Source organism: Cupriavidus sp. FW305-F7 (assembly GCF_058782875.1).
Map to the genome: position 1 here is coordinate 17900 of NZ_JBYSYC010000004.1, position 17096 is coordinate 34995.

Below are 17096 nucleotides of genomic sequence, written 5' to 3' on the forward strand. Positions count from 1 at the left end.
ATTCGTAAAATTCCGCTGCGCCTCCGCCAGGCTGCTGATTTGAACAGGAAATCGAGCGCAACCTCGGACAGCGCTTGGACGAGCCGGCGCCGGTCAGGCCGGCAACACTGTAGCGCTGGCTACGGCCGTTCGCTGCTGGCCGATGGCGGCTTCACCGGCTGAGGGACCGGATCAGGCCCCGGGGTTGAACCCCAGCGCCGTGCTGACCGCGCGCGCCTCGCGCCGGACGGCGCTGCCGATGGGCCCGTCGATGGCGGGATCAAAACCGCCGGTGGCGCCCAGCGCCGTCAGCACCGCGCAGACGCGCCCCGTGTAGTCGCGCACCGGCGCCGCCACGGCGCTGATGCCGGTCAGGTTGGTGTCGCGCACCCAGGCGCAGTCGTCGGCCTGCACCGCGCGCCGCAGCGCGCCGATGGGATCCCTGGCATCGAGCAACGCCAGCCGCGCCGGGCTGGCCGTGGCCAGTTCTTCTTCGGCCTGGGCATGCACGCGCTTTTCATCGAGCAGCCCCAGGAACACGCGCCCGGTGGCCGACCACAGCAATGGCATCACCGAACCCGCGCGCACGTTCACCGTCACCGGCAAACCCGGTTCCTCAAAGCGCATGATGGTCGGCCCCTTGTTGCCCATCACCGCGACAAAGCAGGTCACTTCCAGTGTTTCGCGCAGGCGCACCAGCGAGGCTTCGGCCAGCCGGATCGGGTCGGCCTGCCGCATCGCCGCCATGCCGATCTGCAGCGCCTCGAAGCCCAGATGGTATTGCTGCGTGCCCGCCTCCTGCGCCACTAGCCCCTCTTCCACCAGGCTGACCAGGTAGCGGTGCACCTTGGCCGGGCTTTCGTCGATATGCGCGGCCAGCGCGGTCAGGCTGGCGCGTCCGCCCAGCCGGGCCAGTCCCTTGAGCACCGCCATGCCGGTGACGGCCGATTGCACGCGCTGGCGGCGTTCGCGCGTGCGGGGTGCGTCGGCGGGTTCGATGGGAGGTTGGGCAGCTTTCGGTCGGGGCATGGCGGGAAGGTCCGGCAAACGGAGGTCATTTCAAGGTTAACCCGCATTTAATCATTACGCAATGCGTATATGATTTACGCAAAATAGAAACACCGGTGCTGTACACCGGGCTGACCAACAAGGAGACAAGCCCCATGCCCCGCCCCCACTTCAAGCGCCTGGCCATTGGCGCCCTGGCGCTGCCGATGCTGGCCGCCATCCCCGCGCACGCCGCCGAAGCCTACCCCGCCAAGCCGATCCGCTGGATCGTCCCCTACGCCGCCGGCGGCGGTTCGGACTTCCTCGCGCGCACCATCAGCCAGGGGCTGTCGGCCAAGGTCGGCCAGCCGGTGGTGGTGGACAACAAGCCGGGCGGCAATACCGCCATCGGCGCGGCCGAGACGGCGCGCTCGGCCGCCGACGGCTATACCGTGCTGTCGGCCGACAACGGCACACTGGTGTTCAACCCCGTGCTGTACAAATCGCTCTCCTACAACCCTGGCAAGGACCTGGCTCCGGTGACGCTGCTGGGCCGCTTCCCGATGATCCTGGTGGTGGGCGCGACCAGCCCGGTCAAGAGCGCCAAGGAGTTCATCGCGCAGACCAAGGCCACCCAGGGCGGCATCAACTACGGCTCGGCAGGCGCGGGCAGCCCGCACCACCTGGCGATGGAGCTGCTGAAGGTGGAAGCCGGCCTGTCGATGACGCATGCCCCCTACCGCGGCGCCGCGCCGGCGCTGTCGGACGTGGCCGCCGGGCAGGTGGTGGCGATGATGGTGGACTACGCCGCCGGCGCCGGCTTTATCAAGGGCGGCAAGGTCCGGCCGCTGGCGGTGGCCAATGCCACCCGGCTGCCGCAGTTGCCTGACGTGCCGACCTTTGCCGAGCTGGGCTACCCGCGCGTGGAAGCTGCCGCGCTGGTGGGCATGGTGGTGCCGGCCGGCACGCCGCCGGAGGTGGTCAACACGCTGAGCAAGGACGTGGTCGCGGCAATCCGTGAGCCCGCTGTCAACAAGCGGCTGGTGGAATTCGGCGTAGAGCCGGTCGGCAACTCGCCGGCGCAGTTCAGCGAGCTGCTGCGCAGCGAGTCCACCCGCTGGACCAAACTGATCCGCGACCTGAAGATCACGCTGGACAACTGAGTCCGGCGGCAACACCGAATGGCCGTCCGGCCCTGACCGGACGGCCCTGTTTTTCGCCAGGAGTACGCAGTATGGCCAAGCCCTCCCCCAGCGCCGCGCGCAGCGGCTGCCCGATCGACCACAGCGCCTTGACCGCGCCCAACGGCTGCCCGGTCAGCCACAACGCGGCGCAATTCGATCCCTTCGGCGACGGCTACCAGCAGGACCCGCCCGAATACGTGCGCTGGTCGCGCGAGCAGGAGCCGGTGTTCTACAGCCCCGCGCTGGGCTACTGGGTGGTCACGCGCTACCAGGACATCAAGGCGATCTTCCGCGACAACCTGACCTTCAGCCCGTCGATCGCGCTGGAGAAGATCACGCCCACCGGCGACGAGGCCAATGCCGTGCTGGCCTCCTATGGCTACGCCATGAACCGCACGCTGGTCAACGAGGACGAGCCCGCCCACATGCCGCGCCGGCGCGCGCTGATGGCACCGTTCACGCCCGCGGAACTGGCGCACCATGAGCCGCTGGTGCGCCGCCTGGCGCGCGAGTATGTCGACCGCTTTATCGACGATGGCCGCGCCGACCTGGTCGACCAGATGCTGTGGGAGGTGCCGCTGACCGTGGCCCTGCATTTCCTGGGCGTGCCCGAAGAGGACATGGACCTGCTGCGCCAGTACTCCATCGCCCATACCGTCAACACCTGGGGCCGGCCGAAGCCGGAGGAGCAGGTGGCTGTGGCGCATGCCGTGGGCAACTTCTGGCAGCTGGCGGGCCGCATCCTCGACAAGATGCGCGAGGATCCGTCCGGCCCGGGCTGGATGCAGTACGGCCTGCGCAAGCAGAAGGACCTGCCCGAGGTGGTCACCGACTCCTACCTGCATTCAATGATGATGGCCGGCATCGTCGCCGCGCACGAGACCACCGCCAATGCCTCGGCCAATGCCATCAAGCTGCTGCTGCAGCATCCGGATGCGTGGCGCGAGATCTGCGACGATCCATCGCTGATCCCCAATGCGGTGGAAGAATGCCTGCGCCACAACGGCTCCGTCGCCGCATGGCGGCGGCTGGTGACGCGCGACGCCGAAGTCGGCGGCATCCGCCTGCCGGCAGGCAGCAAGCTGCTGATCGTCACGTCTTCGGCCAACCATGACGAGCGCCATTTTGCCGATGCCGATCTGTTCGACATCCGCCGCGACAACGCCAGCGAGCAGCTGACCTTTGGCTACGGCTCGCACCAGTGCATGGGCAAGAACCTGGCGCGCATGGAGATGCAGGTCTTCCTGGAAGAACTGACACGCCGGCTGCCGCATATGCGCCTGGCCGGGCAGACCTTCACCTACGTGCCTAACACCTCGTTCCGCGGCCCGGAGCACCTGCTGGTGGAATGGGACCCCGCGCAGAACCCTGAGCGCCGCGACCCGGCGTTGCTCAGCGTGCACCAGCCGGTGCGCATCGGCGAGCCGTCCGCCCACACCATCGCCCGCACGGTGGTGGTCGAGTGCGTCACGCCCGCCGCCGACGGCGTGGTCCGGCTGCGGCTGGCGGCGCCTGACGGCAAGCCGCTGCCGCGTTGGGCGCCGGGCTCGCATATCGACGTGGAATGCGGCGATACCGGGCTGTCGCGCCAGTATTCGCTGTGCGGCGATCCGGACGACGCCGCGGCGCTGGAGATTGCGGTGCTGCGCGACCCCGACAGCCGCGGCGGCTCGGCCTGGGTGCATGGCAGCGTCCAGGCCGGCGACCGCCTGCGCATTCGCGGGCCGCGCAATCACTTCCGTTTCGATGAAGGCTGCAAGCGCGCCATCTTTATCGCCGGCGGCATCGGCATCACGCCGGTCAGCGCGATGGCGCGGCGCGCCCGTGCGCTTGGCACCGATTACGAGTTCCACTACTGCGGCCGTTCGCGCCAGGCGATGGCGATGCTGGATGAACTGCAGGCCCTGCACGGTGCGCGGCTGCAAGTCCATGCCAGCGATGAAGGCCATCGCGCCGACTTCGGCAAGCTGCTGGCGCAGCCCGACCCGCGCACCCAGATCTACGCCTGCGGCCCGCAGCGCATGCTGGATGCGCTGGCCGAGTGCTGCGCGGCGTGGCCGGAAGATGCGCTGCGCGTGGAGCACTTCGTATCGAAGCTGGGCACGCTGGATGCGTCGAAGGAGCAGCCCTTTACCGTCGAGCTGAAGGACTCCGGCCTGGTCATGGAAGTCCCGGCCGGCCAGACCCTGCTGAGCGCGCTGCGCGGCGCCAATATCGACGTGCAGAGCGATTGCGAGGAAGGCCTGTGCGGGTCCTGCGAGGTGCGCGTGCTGGCCGGCCAAGTCGACCATCGGGACGTGGTGCTCACGCGCAGCGAGCGCGAGGCCAACCAGCGCATGATGGCGTGCTGCTCGCGCGCCTGTGGCGGCGGCCGGCTGGTGCTGGAGCTCTGAACGCCCGCCCGTCAGGCGGTGGCGTTGAAGGCGTCGTGGTATTGCACGCTGCCCGCCGGATAGCCATCGTCGAACGCCAGTGCCTGGAAGTACTCGGGCGGCACGCCGTCCAGCACCAGCCCGGGCCGCGCGGCAAAGCCGAAGCGGCCGTAGTAGGCGGGATCGCCCAGCAGCACGCAGCCGGCGGCGCCAAGACGGCGCAGGTCAGCCAGCGCCGCGTGCATCAGCTGTGAGCCGATGCCCTGCCCCTGCAGGTCCGGCGCCACCGAAATCGGGCCCAGTCCGTACCAGCCGGTCGCGCCGGATGAGACCGTCACCGGCGAAATCGCCACGTGTCCCACCAGCCTGTCGCCGGCCTGTGCGACCAGCGACACCGTCAGCTGGCCGGCGCGGCGCAGCGCATTGACGACGAACGCCTCGGTGTGGCTGGTGTGCGGCGCCGTCAGGAAGGCGGCGGTGGTCAGCTGCGCGATGGCGTCGGCGTCGGACGGCGACTCTGGGCGGATCTGCACGGACATGGCGGGACTCGGGACTTCGATCAGGTCCTAGGAACCCGGATTCTACGCTCCCCGTTCGCACGCATGCCGCGGCCGCCAGGGCAAGCCACCGTTGCGCCGTAGGACAACGCCTGACAACGGCAGCAACGCGCCAAGGCTAAAGTAGCAGCGCGAACCCCAAGGCAATCCCGTCCCCGTTGTGTCATGCGCCCTGCCCCTGCTGCCCCCGCTGCCCCCGCCGTCCCCGATCGCCATCCTTTGCGCCATGCCGCTGTGTGCCTGGGCCTGTCCCTGCTGGCTGCGCCACTTGCCGTTTCCGCCACCGTGGCTGCCCCGCCTGCGCCGTCCCCGCCACTGTCAGGGCTGGCCACGCTGCTGCTGGGCACCGTGCGCGGCAAGCCGACCGGCATGAACGGCGTGACCCGCCTGACCGCGGGCGATGTCGACCGTGAGCTGCGCATGGCCTGCCAGGAGCTGATGCGCGCCGGCCCGCTCGACCTGGACGACACCACCCGCTTCGACGGCTGCGTGACGCGGCCGGGCAAGATCGTCGAGTTCCAGCTGAAGGTTTCGGGGGTGGATGCCGCGCGTGACGATACCCGCGCGTTCATGGCGACGGCCAAGCCGATCCTGGAGCGCGGCATCTGCCGCAACCCGGATGTGCCGGTGCTCGGCAAGCTGGGGGTCAGGTTGCGCTACCACTACGTGGCCGGGCAGAAATCGCTGGTCTTGCTGGATATTCAGCCCGACCAGTGCCTGAAGAAGTGAGGCCGCCGCACGCGCGGCGGTTCAGGATCCTTTGCCGCCGCCCAGCACCTCATCGCAAACCGCCAGCCACGCCCGCGCCGCATGCGACAGGTAGCGTCCCGGCGACCAGATATGCGCCATGGTCCAGTCCATTGCCGGCTCGGTCAGCCGAGCCATGGCCAGCGTGCCCTGGCCCTGCAGGCGCTCAGCCAGCGGCTGTGGCAGGAAGGTAGTGCCCAGCCCCGCCGCCGCCATCGACGCCAGGAAATCCCAGTGCCCGCTGCGCGCCACCACGCGCGGCTCGATGCGTGCTTCCAGAAATGCCTGCCGCAGCTTGCGCGTCAGCGAGAAGTCATCGGTCAGCATCACCAGCGGCTCATCGCGCAGCGCCGCCAGCGTGACGGTGCGCCCGCGCGCCCAGGCGGCCTTGCGCGGCCCCACGGCCCAGATCGGGTAGCGGCCGAACTGGCGCGTTTCCAGCGCCAGGCCGCTGTCGCCCGGCAGCACCGTGGCGCCGACTTCGAGCTCGCCACTGGCCACCAGTTGCTCCACCACCTGCCCGCCGTGTTCGTCCAGGGTCAGCAACAGGTTGGGATAGCGCTGCCGGAAGGCGCTGACCGCCGGTGAAAAGAACAGGTTGACCATCGGCGGGATCCCCACCGTCAGCTGCCCCCGGCCCAGCGAGGACAGGTCGGACACCTCCAGCGTCAGCCGGTGCACCACGCCCAGCGCCTCCTGCCCGCGCTCGTAGACCACGCGGCCCACGTCGGTCAGCCGCACGCTCTTGCCTTCACGGATCAGCAGCGGCTGGCCGACCTCGTCCTCCAGCTGCTTGACCATCTTGCTGATGGTCGACTGGGTGACGAACAGCGAGGTCGCGGCCTGGGTAAAGCTGCGCAGCCGGGCAGTCTCGACGAAATAGCGCAGCGCGCGGATATCGATGGGCATGGTGCTGAGGGACGGCGGGCGTGCTGCCTGCAGGCCGCTTGCGCCATCCATGAACAAAGGGAATGGAAAGACCAATATTAAATCATGAATGGAATGCGAAAGGTTTGGCTACACTTCGCTTCCACACATCGCCCCCGCCCAACTGCGCCGCCAAATGAAGCGTGGAGCGGCAGGCCGCGGTGTGCCCTCAACTCCTCCTGAAGACCCCGCTCCATGGCTAGCTGGCCGAATGCACGACAGTGGCTGTTCTCGCTGAAGGCATTCGCCGCCGCGATGCTGGCGCTATATATCGCGCTGGCGCTGGGCCTGCCGCGGCCGTACTGGGCCATGGCGACGGTGTACTTTGTTTCCCATCCCCTGACCGGCGCCACCCGTTCCAAGGCGGCCTACCGCGTGGCCGGCACGATGCTGGGTGCCACCGCCGCGGTGGCCACGGTGCCGCAGCTGGTCAACATGCCGATCGTGCTGATGGGTGCAATCGCGCTGTGGATCACCGTGCTGGTATACCTGTCGCTGCTGCAGCGCACGCCGCGCAGCTATGTTTACCTGCTGGCGGCCTACACCCTGCCGATCGTCGCGCTGCCGGCCGTCAGCGCACCGGCGCAGATCTTCGATATTGCCGTGGCCCGGATCGAGGAAATCGTGATCGGCATCGTCTGCGCCGGGCTGGTGGGCTCGGTCGTCTTCCCGGCCAAGGTGGCGCCCGCGCTGCGGTCCCGCGCCGCCACCTGGCTCGCCGACGCGGCGGCCTGGGCATCGGACATCCTCGCCGGCAGCCCGCGCGCCGACGACAGCCGCCACCGGCTCGCCGCCGACATCCTGGCGCTGGACCAGCTGGTCAGCCAGCTGGCCTATGACACCGAGGGCAGCCACACGCTGCGCCATGCCCGCGCGCTGCGCCAGCGCATGACCATGCTGATGCCGCTGCTGTCGTCGCTGGAGAGCGTGCTGCAGGCGCTGCGCAGCCATCCGGACGGCATGCCGCTGCCACTGCGCGAGGCCCTGGCTGCGACGACCGCCTGGCTGGCGACCGATGCTGCCACGCCGCCTCCTGTCGCCACGGGCGGCTGGCTTGCCAATGGCTGCACGGGCGAGGTCGACTGGCAAGCCCGCCTCGCTGCCACGGCGGCGGACCAGCTGCAGCGCCTGGGCACCTTGTACGCTGAATGCCGGGCGCTGCAGCAAGGCATCGGCGACCGCAGTGCCGGCGCGCCGATGCGACGCGGCGACCCGGCCCCGGAGGCTGCCGGCCATCACCACGACCACGGCATGCTGCTGTTCGGCGCCATGTCCAGCGGCCTGGCTGTTTTCTGCGCGGGGCTGCTGTGGATCTTCTCGGGCTGGGAGGACGGCGCCGGCGCGGTCGCGGTGGCATCGATCGCCTGCTGCTTCTTTGCGGCCATCGACGAGCCGCGCCGCATGGCCGGCGCCTTCCTGCGCTGGAGCACGATCTGCCTGCTGGTGTCGTCCGGCTACCTGTTCCTGGTGGTGCCGCACGCGCACACCTTTGAAGCGCTGGCCGCGATGCTGGCGCTGCCCTACCTCGGTATCGGCCTGCTGATCGCGCGCCCGGGCTTCCAGTTGATTGCGATGCTGCTGTCGGTGAACACGGCGTCGTTCGCCAACGTGCAGGCCGTATTCGATGCGGATTTCCTCGGCACCTTCAATACCTGCCTGGCCAGCGCCGCGGCAATGCTGTTCGCGCCGCTGTGGTCGATGGCGGTACGCCCGTTCGGCGCGCGGGCGGCGGCGCACCGGCTGGTGCGCGCCAGCTGGCAGGACCTGGCCCAGGCCGCCACGCTGCGCGCGGCCGATGGTGATGCGCGGCTGGGCGCGCGCATGCTCGACCGGCTCGGCCAACTGGTGCCGCGGCTGGGGGCTGCCGGCGATCCCTTGTCGTCCGATGGCTTTCATGCGCTGCAAGTCGGCTACTGCGCGCTGGCGCTGCAGAAAGCGCTGCCGGCCTTGCCGCCCGCGGCGCGCAAGCCGGTGCGCCGCGTGCTGGCCGCGGTGGCCCGGCATTTCCGGGCACGGCTGCGCGCGGGCCATGCCGTGCCGGCGCCGGCGGGACTGGCCGGCTGGGTGGCCGACGCCATCGCCGGCGTGGCCGCGCTGCCCGCAGGTGGCCGCTCTGACCACCGCGGCACGCTTGGCGCGCTGGTGGTGCTGCAGGTCACGCTGCAGCCTGGCCCGGCGGCTGCCCGCTGATCTCCCCAACTTTCCGCTGCCGCCGAATGCTCAGTGAAATCGATCTCTATGGCGTCTTCGTGCCAGGCGTGCTGGTGCTGATGGTGCTGGCCTTCGCCGTCACTACCGCGATCCGCATGGTGCTGGCCGCGCTGGGCTGCTACCGGCATATCTGGCACCGCTCGCTGTTCAATCTTTCCCTTTACGTGATCGTCCTTGGCGCCGTGGCCGCAGTCTTTGTCGCGGTGCCGGGACTGCCTTCATGACCTTCCGACTCCGCCCCCTGCTTCCCTTGCTGCCAACGCTGCTGGCCGCCATCGCCGCCCTGCTGGTGCTGCGCCACCTGTGGGACTACTACACGGCCGCGCCATGGACCCGCGACGGACACGTACGTGCCGACATCATCCAGGTGGCGCCCGATGTGTCCGGGCTGGTCACGCGCGTGCTGGCGCGCGACAACCAGCGCGTGCAGCAAGGCGAAGTCCTGTTCGAGATCGATCGCGACCGCTACGCGCTGGCCCTGCAGCAGGCACTGGCCACGGTAGCGACGCAGCGCGCCGCGCTGGCGCAGGCGCGACGCGAAGCCGCGCGCAACCGCAATCTCGACGGCCTGGTTGCTGCCGAAGTCGCGGAACAGGGGCGTGCCCGCGTGGAGCAAGGCGAAGCCGCGCTGGCGCAGGCCGAAGCCGCGGTGCGGCTGGCCCGGCTGAACCTGGAGCGCACCAGCGTGCGCAGCCCGGTGGCGGGCTACCTCAACGACCGGCTGCCGCGCCTGGGCGACTATGTCTCGACCGGCCGCCCGGTGCTGTCGATGGTCGACGCCGGTTCCTTCCACGTGGAAGGCTATTTCGAGGAAACCAAGCTGCACCGGATCCGCATCGGCAGCCCGGTCGACGTGCATATCATGGGCGAGCCCCGGCACCTGCGCGGGCACGTGCAGAGCATCGCCGCCGGCATCGAGGACCGCGACCGCAGCGCGGGCTCAAACCTGCTGCCCAACGTCAACCCGACCTTCAACTGGGTGCGGCTGGCACAGCGCGTGCCGGTGCGCATCGTGCTGGAGGACGTGCCCACGGATGTGCGCCTGGTCTCCGGCCGCACCGCGACTGTGGCCGTTCGCGAAGCTAGGCGCGACGATGACGCCAGCCGCCGCGCGGGGCCGCGGTCGTGAGGCCGCGCCGTCTCTGGCTGGCGTGCGCCGCGGCCTGCCTGTGCGCCTGCACCACCGTGGGCCCGGACTATCGCGTGCCCGATCATGCGGCGGTGCGCACGCCCGCGGCCAACGGCCCGTTGCAGGGCGCCGAAGCGCACGGTGTGGCCATCGCGCCCGTGCCCGACGACTGGTGGCGGCTCTATGACGACGCGCGGCTCGACCAGCTGGTCGAACAGGCGCTGGCCGCCAACACCGACATCCGCGCCGCCAGCGCCAACCTGCGCCGCGCGGTGGCGCTGCTGCACGAGGTGGAGTCCGAGAACCTGCCCCAGGGCGGCGCCAGCGCCAGCGCATCGCGAGCGCAGCTGTCGGCCGAGAGCTTCCTGCAGACCACCAAGCCACCGGTATTCAACCTGGGGGACTTCGGTTTCGGCGTGTCCTACCTGATCGACTTCTTCGGCAAGCTCGCCCGCGCCGACGAGGCCGCGCTGGCCGGCGCCGAAGCCAGCGAGGCCACGCTCGACATGGTGCGCATCACCGTGGCAGCACAGACCGTGCGCGCCTACGTGCAGGGCTGCGCCGCCACGCATGACCTCGCCGCCGCCACGCTGCAGCTCGCGGTACAGCAACGCACGCTGGACGCCACCGGCCGCTTGGTCGCCGCCGGCCGCGGCGAGCCCGCCGACGCAGCGCGCGAGCGCGCCCGCACCGAAGCGCTGCGCGCTGCCTTGCCAACGCTGGAAGCCGCGCGTAGCGCCGCCCGCCACCGGCTGGCGCTGCTGCTGGGCAAACCGCCTGCGGCACTGCCAGAGGCCGAGGTGGACTGCTATGCGGAACCCACGCTGCGTGCGCCGCTGCCCGTGGGCGACGGCGCCGCGCTGCTCAGGCGCCGGCCCGATATCCGGCAGGCGGAACGCGAACTGGCCGCGGCCACCGCTCGCATCGGCGTGGCCACGGCGGACCTGTATCCATCGGTCCGCATCGGCGCCAGCGCCGGGCTGACCGGCGTGCTGAGCCACCTTGGCAGCGGCCCGACGGCGCGCTGGAGCGTGGGGCCGCTGCTGAGCTGGTCGCTGCCGACCAACGGCGTGCGCCATCGCATCCACGGGCATGAAGCCGCGGCCGACGCCGCCCTGGCGCGCTTTGACGGCGCGGTGCTGCGCGCGCTGCAGGAAACGGAAACGGCGTTGTCGGCCTACACGCGTGAACTGGAACGACACGAAGCCCTGCACGCGGCGCGTGAACAGGCCGCCGAAGCAGCGCGGCTGCAGCGCCGCCTGCAGCAGGCGGGGCGCATCCCGTACCTGGCACGCCTGGACGCCGAGCGCACGCTGGCCGATGCAGAGGCCGCACTGGCTGCGTCTGAAGGCCATGTCGCCGCGCGCCAGGTTGACCTGTTCCTCGCGCTCGGCGGGGGTTGGCAGGCCGCGCGCAAGGTGGCTGACGCCAATGCGACTGGTGATGAAAAAAACGACTGATCTTTCGACGTTTAAATCATCACAGGAATGGATCAGCCTGACTAAACTTCGTCCTGTGCCGCGCGCTTCCCACGCGACGGCACCGCCCAAAAGGCGAACCCGGACGGCGCGGGAGGCAGATCCGCCATCCCCGCGCGGCCCCTCGCGGGCCATGCCGTCCACCTACCCAAAAACAGCAGACATGCATAAAAACGCTCTCAAAGCCCTCCTTGCCACGACCCTCTCGATCGCAGCACTCGGTGCCGCCGCACTGGCCAGCCCTGCCATGGCGCAAGGCCTGAACGACCGCGGCGTCGCCGCCGACCGCTACGGCTACAACCTGCACAACGGCAAGCGCGACCCGTTCACCGACGGCGCGCACGTCAATGGCAAGCGTGACCCGTTCACCGATGGCGCCCGCGTCAACGACCGGCGCGACCCCTTCACCGACGGCGCCAACCGCGCTGCCGCCGCCATGGAAGTGGCGGGCATGGACCGCAGCGGCGTGTCGGCACCTCCGGCCCATAGCGGCTCGCGCGCTTCGGCTGCCGCCTGACCGGCGCCTGCTCGCGCCACGGCAGCCGCCGTGGCGTGTCGACGGGGCGCACGGCCCCGTCTCTTCTCCGTTGCTCCTGAAGACCCTCATGAAAACCATCCTGTTCGCGCTGCTCGGCCTTGGCGCCCTGGCCGCGTCTTTTCCCGCTGCCGCCGGTCCTGACTGGGCTGTGATCGAGCGCGGCCGCGCCGCTGCCAGAACCGCTGCCGAGCGCACCGCACAAGCCCGCAATGCCACGCCTTGCGCACAGGCGGACGTTGCCGCGCCGGCGGCTTCGCCGGTTACATCACGCTGAGTACTACTGAGGTGCGCGCTCCGGTGCTAGATTGAGAAGGCGTGCCGCCGCCAGGCGCCGGCCGTGCCTGACAAGCCACCCCACCAGAAGAGCGAGGAGCCGCGCATGTCCCTTCCCCATCTTGCATCCGGACAGATCGCCAGCGTGCTGCCACTGGGCACACGGCTGGACCAGACCGCCACCCAGGCCCTGTTCAAGGAAGGCCCGCTGGAAGTGATGCGGCTGGTGCTGAAGGCGGGCAAGCACGTGCCGCCCCATGCAGTGGATGGCCCGATGACCGTGCAATGCCTGGAAGGCGAGGTGCGCGTGCGGGTGGACGGCGCCGAGCGCCAGTTGCACCAGGGCGACCTGCTCTACCTGGGGCCGAGCGTGCGCTACGACGTGACCGCCATCTCCGATGCCTCGGTGCTGGTCACGTTGGTCCTGCCCGGCAGCCGCTGAGTCGTCCGGCCTTACGCCACGACAGGCTGCCAGCGCGCGCTGGCGGCCACAAAGGCATCGATCAGCGCCGCCACCGGCTCGCGGCGCAGTGCCGATTCGCGCACCAGCACGCCTACGTCGCGATAGAGCGGCCCGCCCGCCAAGGGCGCCTGCACCACGCCCGCGGACTGCTGCAATGGCACCAGTTCGGACGGGATGATGGCGCAACCCAGGCCCGCTGCCACCATCTGCAGGATCACGGCAGGCTCATCCAGCTCCATCCCTTCCCTGACCCATAGCCGCTGCCGCTTCAGGTAGCCGTCCACCAGCTGCCCGCCGGTGCTGTGGCGGTTGTAGCGAATGAACGGAAGCGTCTCCAGCAGCGCGCGCAGGTCTGCAGGCGCGCCGGCGGGACCAATGCCAACAAAGCCCTCGCGCACCAGCGGCACCCACTTGAGGTCTGGCGGAAAGCCCAGCCGCGGCCGGATCAGCACGGCGATGTCCAGCTCGCGCGCATCCACCTGCGTCAGCAGCTGGGTGGACATGCCCGGCACCACATTGACGTGCGAGTCCGGAAAGCGCCCCCGGAAATGCCGCATCGCATCCGCCAGCAAGGTGGCCTGGACCGTAGACACCGCGCCCAGCTCCACCGGCGCGGCGTCGGCGTGCGGGCCGGCGCGGTCCTTCATCGCGGCATAGAGCTCGACAAAGCGCCGCGCCTCCGGCACCAGCCGGCGCCCGGCTTCGCTGAGCGCGACCGACTTGCCGGTGCGATCGAAGAGTACGCAGTCCAGGTCCTCTTCCAGCCGCCGGATCTGCGTGCTGACGGCCGACTGCGTCAGCGCCAGCCGCGCCGCGGCGGCGGAAAACGAGCCAGTCTCGGCGGCCACCAGGAAGGTCTGGAAGTAGCGGATCATCTATCGAAAAGTCTGATGCTCAGAGCAAAAATGATTCGCTTCATATTACGGGTTGTGCTGGCTACAATCAACGCGCAGGCCAACGCCTGCCCGCATACCGACCCCCGACAAAGGCCCCCCGCATGAGCGCGACTTCCTCTATCCCCCTGTTCCACCTGGCTTTCCCCGTGCGCGACCTGGCCGAGGCAAGGCGCTTCTACGGCGACTTGCTTGGCTGCCCTGAAGGGCGCAGTTCCGAGGCCTGGGTGGACTTCAATTTCTATGGCCACCAGGTGGTGGCGCACCTGTCGCCCGAGGAATGTGGACACCGCGCCACCAGCGCCGTCGATGGCGATGACGTGCCGGTGCGGCACTTCGGCGCGATCCTGCCGATGGTCGAATGGGAGGCCCTGGCCGAGCGGCTGCGCGCGGCGGGCACGCAGTTCGTGATCGAGCCGCATGTGCGCTTCAAGGGCCAGGTTGGCGAGCAGGCCACCATGTTCTTCCTGGACCCGTCGGGCAATGCGCTGGAGTTCAAGGCCTTTGGCGACCTGAGCCAGGTGTTTGCCAAGTAAGGCAGCGCGCGGCCGGGCTATGCAATGCGGCGCATGGCCTCGCGGATCGGGTCGGACTCGGTCGGGCGCACCAGCCGCGCCACTTCCTGCCCGTCGCGCAGGAACACCAGCGTCGGCCACAGCTTGATGTGAAACGACCGGCCAAGCCGGCGCCCGCTGCCGTCCTCGATCTTGAGATGGCGCAACGCCGGATGCACGGCAAAGGCCTCGGCCAGCGCCGGCTGGGCGCGCTGGCAGTAGCCGCACCACGGGGCGCCGAATTCCAGCACGGTGGCGCCCGGCAGCGCATCCACTTCCGTGCGGGTCGGCTCGGTGGCCGCGTATTGTTGGGTCATGGGCATGGATCTGGTCCTTTCGCGATAGCTGGCACTGATGCCATCCGCATGCCTGCCAGATTCGTTCCAGCGGCAACTCCGGGCAGGCACCGCGCAAAGAGGATGCCCCAGACCGGCCCGGCTGTGTAATTTCTACGCCGCCGTGGCGATTTCCCACCATGCCGGCAGCAGCTCGCGCACTTCGGCCGCGGCAAAGCGGTCGTCGATCAGATAGACCACGCCCTGGTCCTGCTGCGTGCGGATGACCCGGCCTGCCGCCTGCACCACCTTGCGCAGCCCGGGATACAGGTAGGCATAGGCATATCCCTGCCCGAACACCTGCTGCATGCGCGCGCGGAACTGCTCGTTGACCGCGTTGAACTGTGGCAGCCCCAGCGTGGCAACGAAGGCGCCGATCAGGCGCTCGCCGGGCAGGTCCACGCCTTCGGCAAAGGCGCCGCCCAGCACCGCAAAGCCGATGCCCTCGCCGCCTTCCGCAAACGTATCCAGGAACGCCGCCTGCGCGGCTTCGTCCATGCCCCGCGACTGCACCCAATGCGGGATGTCGGGGTGAGACTGAGCGAAGCGGGCCACGGCTTGTTGCAGGTATTCATGGCTGCTGAAGAACGCCAGGTAGTTGCCGCGCCGCGCGCGGAACTGGCCGGCCATCAGCGCGACGATGGCCGGCAGCGATTGTTCGCGCCGCGCATAGCGGGTGGAGATGCGCGCTGCAATCCGCACCGACAGTTGCTCGGCGCGGAATGGCGATGGCACTTGCACCCGCGCGCAATCGGCAGGCAAACCCAGCGTATCGAGGTAATAGGCGGCAGGATCGAGCGTCGCGGAGAACAGCGTGACCGAATGCGCGGCGGCAAAGCGCGGGCGCAGGAACGGGGCCGGGATGACATTGCGCAGGCACAGCCGCGCATGGTGGCCGCGGCCGCTGCACGGCACGCGCTGGATATCGAACAGCGAATGCGCGTCGAGCTGCTCGGCCAGGCGGCCAAAATGCAGCGCATCGAAATAGAAGCGCTGCAGCGCCGGATCCTGCGCGCCTGGATGCTCGGTCATATGCGTCAGTGCCGCCGCGCAGCATTCGTCCAGCGCGCGGCGCAAGGCGGCGGGCACTTCGGGCAGGACTTCGTAGGCGTCATCACTCTGGCGCGCCAGCGTGCTCCATTGCCGGGCCAGCCGCGTCAATGGCTTGCGCACGACGGCCGGCGCGCTGCGGCGCACCTCGCGCAGCGATTGGGGGTCGAGTTCCGCGGTGTACATGGCGCGGCCGCGCTCGACCAGGTTGTGGGCCTCGTCCACCAGCACGCTGGCGCGCCAGGCATTGGCCGCGGTCAGCGCGTACAGCAACGCGCTGCGGTCGAAGTAGTAGTTGTAGTCGGCCACCACCACGTCGCTCCAGCGCACCAGTTCCTGCGACAGATAGTAAGGGCAGATCCCGTGTGCCAGCGCCAGCGTGCGCACTGCGGCGCGGTCGCGCACCGGCACGCCGCGCGCGGCTTCGCGTGCTGCCGGCAGGCGGTCATAGAAGCCGCGCGCTAGCGGGCAGGACTCGCCATGGCAGGCCAGCTCCGGATGCTCGCAGGCCTTGTCGCGGGCCACCAGCTCCAGCACATGCAGCGGCTGCGCGCCATGGCCGCGCAGCGCATTGGCGGCGTGCAGCGCCACGCCGCGCCCGGTGGAGCGGGCCGACAGGAAGTAGACCTTGTCGATGCCCTGCCCCGGCATGGCCTTGAGCACCGGGAACAGCGTGCCGACCGACTTGCCGATGCCGGTGGGCGCCTGCGCCAGCAGGTGGCGGCCCGCGCGGTTGGCGTTGTAGACCGCCTGCGCCAGTTCGCGCTGGCCCGGGCGGAAACCCTGGTGCGGAAAGGCCAGCTGCGCCAGCGCGCCATCGCGTGCCTGCCGATGGGCCAGTTCCGCCTGCGCCCAGTGCAGGAACTGCTCGCAGGTCTGCACGAAGAAGGCTTCAAGCGCCTGCGCAGTGAAGTGCTCCGCGACCGGGTGCTCGCGCTGGCTGATGATGTCGAAATAGACCACCGCGATCTCCAGCCCGGGCAGCCCCAGCTTGCGGCATAACAGGCAGCCGTAGACCTTGGCCTGCGCCCAGTGCAGGTGGCGGTGGTTGTCCGGCACGGCGGCATCGCCGCGCACGGTCTTGATTTCTTCCAGCCGGTTGGCGGCGGGATCGTAGCCATCGGCGCGGCCGCGCACATGCAAGGGGCCGAAATCGGCGGCAAGCGCCACCTCGGCCTGGTAGCCCTCCACGCGCCGGCTGGTCACTACGGCATGCCCGGCCACGCCCTCCTGCGACGATGGCGTCGGCACGAAGCGCAGGTCCAGGTCACCCGCCTTGGCAGTGAACTCGCACAGCGCGCGCACGGCCACCACGTAGGCCGGAGCGGCTGGCGTGGCAGGCGGGGCTGGAATGGGCGGCGGGACGGCAGACACAGGAACGGGGCGCGGCAATAACTGTATGAATATACAGTATCACGC

At 69.7% G+C, this 17096-nt stretch carries 17 protein-coding genes; 11 read left to right on the forward strand and 6 right to left on the reverse strand.

The window, feature by feature from the left end:
* Window positions 1-171: 171 nt before the first annotated feature.
* The gene (locus tag AC3WL8_RS04895; protein WP_492377969.1) at window positions 172-1008 is read right to left on the reverse strand and encodes an IclR family transcriptional regulator; all 837 of its coding nucleotides are present in this window, start codon (window positions 1006-1008) and stop codon (window positions 172-174) included.
* A 134-nt stretch (window positions 1009-1142) separates the two neighbouring features.
* Here AC3WL8_RS04895 and AC3WL8_RS04900 point away from each other — a divergent pair, with 134 nt between their 5' ends.
* Both AC3WL8_RS04900 and AC3WL8_RS04905 read left to right on the forward strand, forming a co-directional pair.
* On the forward strand, window positions 1143-2129 hold the full coding sequence (locus tag AC3WL8_RS04900) for a Bug family tripartite tricarboxylate transporter substrate binding protein (RefSeq protein WP_211981302.1): 987 nt from the start codon (window positions 1143-1145) through the stop codon (window positions 2127-2129).
* Window positions 2130-2200: 71 nt separating this feature from the next.
* A complete protein-coding gene (locus AC3WL8_RS04905; RefSeq protein WP_153956209.1) occupies window positions 2201-4543 on the forward strand; it encodes a cytochrome P450/oxidoreductase in 2343 nt (780 codons plus the stop codon).
* 11 nt (window positions 4544-4554) lie between these two features.
* Here AC3WL8_RS04905 and AC3WL8_RS04910 read toward each other — a convergent pair whose 3' ends face one another.
* On the reverse strand, window positions 4555-5061 hold the full coding sequence (locus AC3WL8_RS04910) for a GNAT family N-acetyltransferase (protein WP_013952909.1): 507 nt from the start codon (window positions 5059-5061) through the stop codon (window positions 4555-4557).
* A 183-nt stretch (window positions 5062-5244) separates the two neighbouring features.
* On the opposite strand from AC3WL8_RS04910, the gene AC3WL8_RS04915 reads away from it, so the two are divergent.
* Window positions 5245-5808: a hypothetical protein gene (locus AC3WL8_RS04915; RefSeq protein ID WP_153956210.1), complete on the forward strand. Its 564-nt coding sequence runs from the start codon at window positions 5245-5247 to the stop codon at window positions 5806-5808.
* Window positions 5809-5829: 21 nt separating this feature from the next.
* On the opposite strand, the gene AC3WL8_RS04920 is transcribed toward AC3WL8_RS04915, so the two are convergent.
* Window positions 5830-6735, reverse strand: a complete 906-nt coding sequence (locus tag AC3WL8_RS04920; protein WP_041228863.1) for a LysR family transcriptional regulator — start codon at window positions 6733-6735, stop codon at window positions 5830-5832.
* Between the two features lie 213 nt (window positions 6736-6948).
* On the opposite strand from AC3WL8_RS04920, the gene AC3WL8_RS04925 reads away from it, so the two are divergent.
* From AC3WL8_RS04925 to AC3WL8_RS04955, 7 genes are all read left to right on the forward strand, one after another.
* The gene (locus AC3WL8_RS04925) at window positions 6949-8943 is read left to right on the forward strand and encodes an FUSC family protein (protein WP_153956211.1); all 1995 of its coding nucleotides are present in this window, start codon (window positions 6949-6951) and stop codon (window positions 8941-8943) included.
* Between the two features lie 26 nt (window positions 8944-8969).
* On the forward strand, window positions 8970-9188 hold the full coding sequence (locus tag AC3WL8_RS04930) for a DUF1656 domain-containing protein (RefSeq protein WP_013952905.1): 219 nt from the start codon (window positions 8970-8972) through the stop codon (window positions 9186-9188).
* Window positions 9185-10093, forward strand: a complete 909-nt coding sequence (locus AC3WL8_RS04935; RefSeq protein ID WP_013952904.1) for an efflux RND transporter periplasmic adaptor subunit — start codon at window positions 9185-9187, stop codon at window positions 10091-10093. Before AC3WL8_RS04930 ends, AC3WL8_RS04935 begins: the two co-directional genes overlap by 4 nt.
* Window positions 10090-11553 carry an efflux transporter outer membrane subunit gene (locus AC3WL8_RS04940; protein ID WP_492377970.1) on the forward strand — a complete coding sequence of 488 codons (1464 nt, stop codon included), beginning with the start codon at window positions 10090-10092 and terminating at the stop codon, window positions 11551-11553. The genes AC3WL8_RS04935 and AC3WL8_RS04940 overlap by 4 nt, the downstream gene beginning before the upstream one ends.
* A 181-nt stretch (window positions 11554-11734) precedes the next feature.
* Window positions 11735-12088, forward strand: coding sequence for a hypothetical protein (locus tag AC3WL8_RS04945; protein ID WP_249221282.1), 354 nt, complete (start codon window positions 11735-11737; stop codon window positions 12086-12088).
* 88 nt (window positions 12089-12176) lie between these two features.
* On the forward strand, window positions 12177-12383 hold the full coding sequence (locus tag AC3WL8_RS04950; RefSeq protein WP_492377971.1) for a hypothetical protein: 207 nt from the start codon (window positions 12177-12179) through the stop codon (window positions 12381-12383).
* Window positions 12384-12488: 105 nt separating this feature from the next.
* Window positions 12489-12824: a cupin domain-containing protein gene (locus AC3WL8_RS04955; RefSeq protein WP_013952900.1), complete on the forward strand. Its 336-nt coding sequence runs from the start codon at window positions 12489-12491 to the stop codon at window positions 12822-12824.
* Window positions 12825-12835: 11 nt separating this feature from the next.
* On the opposite strand, the gene AC3WL8_RS04960 is transcribed toward AC3WL8_RS04955, so the two are convergent.
* On the reverse strand, window positions 12836-13720 hold the full coding sequence (locus tag AC3WL8_RS04960; RefSeq protein ID WP_013952899.1) for a LysR family transcriptional regulator: 885 nt from the start codon (window positions 13718-13720) through the stop codon (window positions 12836-12838).
* A 122-nt stretch (window positions 13721-13842) separates the two neighbouring features.
* On the opposite strand from AC3WL8_RS04960, the gene AC3WL8_RS04965 reads away from it, so the two are divergent.
* Window positions 13843-14274, forward strand: coding sequence for a VOC family protein (locus AC3WL8_RS04965; RefSeq protein WP_492377972.1), 432 nt, complete (start codon window positions 13843-13845; stop codon window positions 14272-14274).
* A 17-nt stretch (window positions 14275-14291) separates the two neighbouring features.
* Here the strand turns inward: AC3WL8_RS04965 and AC3WL8_RS04970 are convergent, their stop codons facing one another.
* Together AC3WL8_RS04970 and AC3WL8_RS04975 are read right to left on the reverse strand one after the other, a co-directional pair.
* Entirely contained in the window at window positions 14292-14615 is a 324-nt protein-coding gene (locus AC3WL8_RS04970; RefSeq protein ID WP_013952898.1) for a thioredoxin family protein, read from the reverse strand.
* A 126-nt stretch (window positions 14616-14741) separates the two neighbouring features.
* Window positions 14742-17051, reverse strand: a complete 2310-nt coding sequence (locus tag AC3WL8_RS04975; protein WP_492377973.1) for an ATP-dependent DNA helicase — start codon at window positions 17049-17051, stop codon at window positions 14742-14744.
* Window positions 17052-17096 lie beyond the last annotated feature (45 nt).